The organism is Micromonospora sp. ATA51 (genome assembly GCF_016802855.1).
Lineage (GTDB): Bacteria > Actinomycetota > Actinomycetes > Mycobacteriales > Micromonosporaceae > Micromonospora > Micromonospora sicca.
In genome coordinates this window covers 1-2897 of sequence record NZ_JAEVHJ010000515.1, presented here as the reverse complement: position 1 = coordinate 2897, position 2897 = coordinate 1, and the positions used below count along the sequence as shown (strand labels likewise).

Below are 2897 nucleotides of genomic sequence, written 5' to 3'. Positions count from 1 at the left end.
CTCGCCGGGGCGGCCCGGCCGGCCCCGGGCGCCGTGCCGGCGGACGCCGCCACGCTCTTCGAACCGGAGACCGCCGAGGGCTTCCGGACCCGCTGGCGGGACGTCCAGCTCCGCTTCGTGGACGACCCGCGGGCCGCGGTCGGCGAGGCGCAGTCGCTGGTCGAGGAGGCCATCGAGGCCCTCTCCGCCGCGCTGCAAGCGCAAAAGACCAAGCTGGGCGGCTGGCAGGACGCCGGCTCGGCCGACACCGAGCAGCTCCGCATCGCCGTCCGCGGCTACCGGGACTTCCTCGACCGCGTCCTCGGCCGCTGAGCGGCACCCGTGGCGCCCCGGCCGGTCACCGGCCGGGGCGCCGCCGTCTCGCGGTTCGGCCTGGTCAGGCTCTTCGACTCGGCGGCCGAGATCGACAAGGCCCATGGGGTGCGGATCAACCTCTGGGCCGGGCGGTGATGCTCGTCTTCGGCCTCCTGATGGTCCTCTGGCAGTGGCTGCGCCCGGCGGAGCCGCCGGCCACCGAGGAGGCCCGGGAGATCTGACCTTCCCGGCATGGCCCGGTCCGGACGGGGTACGCGAGACGAGGGAACGCGTCTGCGGACAGGAGGGCAGCAGCATGAGCGATCGTGACCGACCGCTGGAGGAGAGCCCCGAGGTGGCCGCCGCGGTGGACGACGACAGCACGGTGCCGCAGCTGAGAACCGGTGGCGGCGCCGACCGGGACAATCCGGTCTTCACCGAGCCCGACGGCGCGGTGCCCGACACCGGATCCCCGGACCTCCTCGGTGACCCGTACGCGGCGGGCACCGGGGCCACCGGAACCGGCACCGGCGCGGGTGGGGACAACATCCGTACCGGCGCGGAGCAGCCGTGGGAACCGGAGGACCTGGTGATGGCCCGGGGCCAGGACCTCACCCCGGAGAACCTGGAGCGGGCCCGCCGGGACCTGGCCGAGCTGGGCCGGGCCGCGATCGAGAAGACCGTCCCCTGAGCACGTTCCGGGTGTCCGAACGAGCCGACCCGGGCGGAGGACACGGCGGGGCCCCTGGCCCGACCGGTGGACGGTCGGATCAGGGGCCCGGGGAACCTGCCGCTGGTGGTGCCTCACTCCCGCCGCGGCGGGTGGGCCTGCCGGTGGGTCAGGACAGCGGCGGGGTAGGCGTTGCGCTTGAGCTCCTGGAAGTGAGCCGGGAACCAGGCGCCGGAGATCGGCGCGTTCGGCAGGGCGCCGCTCATCTGTTGCCGTGGCGGGCCTTGCCGGTGTACGTCGGGTCGCACCTCCGGTCGAAGCCCTTGCCCTCGTCGTTCGGGATGAAGGCTGCCGGAGCCGTCCGACTCGCCCGGGGGCTTCACCCAGACGTACGCGTCGACGCCCGGCTCCCCCGAGACGAGCCTGTTGCCGAACGTCTGGGCGAACGAGACCTCGTCGACGTACTGGTTCGTTTCGATCCCCGTTGGACTGCCGCACGGTCTGGCCGTTCACCGCGCCAGTGATCTTGAGGTACGGCTCCTTGAGCGCCGAGTAGTCCGCCGTGTTGGTGATGAAGCCCTGCACGTTGTGCACGGTGCTGCCGGAGGCGGTGGCCGCCGCGAGGAGCTGGTTGGCGGTCGGGCCGGAAGTTGCTGTCCCAGCCGATCCAGCCGTGGCGCGCGGCGTCGATGTAGTTGTAGACGTTGCCGATCGCGCCCAGCTTGGCCAGGGCAGGTCACCAGCCCGACCGCGACCAGGACGCTCGCACCGGTCAGCGCGATCGTCCGCTTTCGGCCGGACAGCCTTCTCCACACATTCATGCCACTGATCTCCTTGGGCGGGACCGGATCCGCGTACGGCCCGGCGGAATGGCCCGTTGGACGTCCGGCGCGGACGGCCGGCGGCGCCACGGGTTTTCTTCGGGGGTGCCCGACCCGGCCGGGCGTGGTGGTGCGCGACCGGCGTGGGGACCGCCGGTCGGCTGGTCGGATGTCGCCCGGCGAACCGGGTGCCCTCGACACCTGACGTCGGCTCCCCCAACCGCCTCCAGAAATTCTTGAATGAGAGCGCTTCCATAGTAATGGCTCGATGATCACCGTTAACGGTAAGGGGAGAACCACCCTGCGGGGACGGGGCGGCACAGCGGGGCCGGATCGCCGCAGGCCGACCGAGCGGGACAGGGTCCGGCGGATTGAGGAATCTCCGCACCCAGCGAGGCCGCAGCCGCCCGGGCGGCACGGAAGGCCGCCCCGCGTCCCTAACCCCAGCATAAGCCGCGTAGCACTCCTATGCCCCGTATCGTCAATAAACTCTAGAACACGAATCTTTCCTCGCATAGGTCACGAAACGGTCTAACGTCGGTCGTAGCTCGACTGCCGTCGGGCTCAGGACAAACAGGGATGGAGTGACGCAGGTCATGGGAAAGAAGATGCTCGGGAAGGTCGTTGCGGGTGCCGCTCTCGGCGGCGCGTCCCTGCTGCTGTTCTCGCCCGGGGCGGCGTACGCGGCCGGACACGCGTACACGGGCAACGTCGTGGCCAAGCCGCAGGTCAGTCTTCTTGAGTTCTGCCCTGGGGACCACGGGGACTGGGACAACAAGGACTGGGACCGCAAGGACTGGGACCGCAAGGACGAGGACCGCAAGGACTGGGACAACAAGGACCACGACGGCAAGGACCACGACCGCAAGGACGAGGACCGCAAGGACGAGAACAACAAGCACGACGACGGCAAGGACGAGAACAACAAGCACGACGACGGCAAGGACGAGAAGAACAAGCACGACGACGGCAAGGACGAGAAGAACAAGCACGACGACGGCAAGGACGAGAAGAACAAGCACGACGAGACCTGGCAGTCGGGGTCCGGCGGCCATGGCGGGGGCATGGCGACGACCAGTCGAACGAGGACCGCAACAACCGCGACAACAAGG

General features: G+C 70.2%; 2 protein-coding genes and 3 pseudogenes. 4 read left to right on the top strand and 1 reads right to left on the bottom strand.

Translation table 11 applies throughout. The features are described from left to right. From JNW87_RS36970 to JNW87_RS36965, 3 genes and pseudogenes are all read left to right on the top strand, one after another. Nucleotides 1–312, top strand: a pseudogene (locus JNW87_RS36970) (hypothetical protein); the annotation flags it as partial. Nucleotides 313–321: 9 nt separating this feature from the next. After that, nucleotides 322–450, top strand: coding sequence for a hypothetical protein (locus JNW87_RS40105; protein ID WP_255420264.1), 129 nt, complete (start codon nt 322–324; stop codon nt 448–450). Nucleotides 451–610: 160 nt separating this feature from the next. Further along, on the top strand, nt 611–985 hold the full coding sequence (locus JNW87_RS36965; RefSeq protein ID WP_109805804.1) for a hypothetical protein: 375 nt from the start codon (nt 611–613) through the stop codon (nt 983–985). Nucleotides 986–1098: 113 nt separating this feature from the next. Here the strand turns inward: JNW87_RS36965 and JNW87_RS36960 are convergent. Beyond that, nucleotides 1099–1697 (bottom strand): annotated as a pseudogene (locus tag JNW87_RS36960) (glycoside hydrolase family 6 protein); the annotation flags it as partial. 684 nt (nt 1698–2381) lie between these two features. Here JNW87_RS36960 and JNW87_RS36955 point away from each other — a divergent pair. Beyond that, a pseudogene (locus JNW87_RS36955) lies at nt 2382–2897 on the top strand (hypothetical protein); the annotation flags it as partial.

Excerpts from the sequence above, each read along its gene's own strand:
- JNW87_RS36965 (WP_109805804.1), top strand. The coding sequence starts at position 611 with ATGAGCGATCGTGACCGACCGCTGGAGGAGAGCCCCGAGGTGGCCGCC.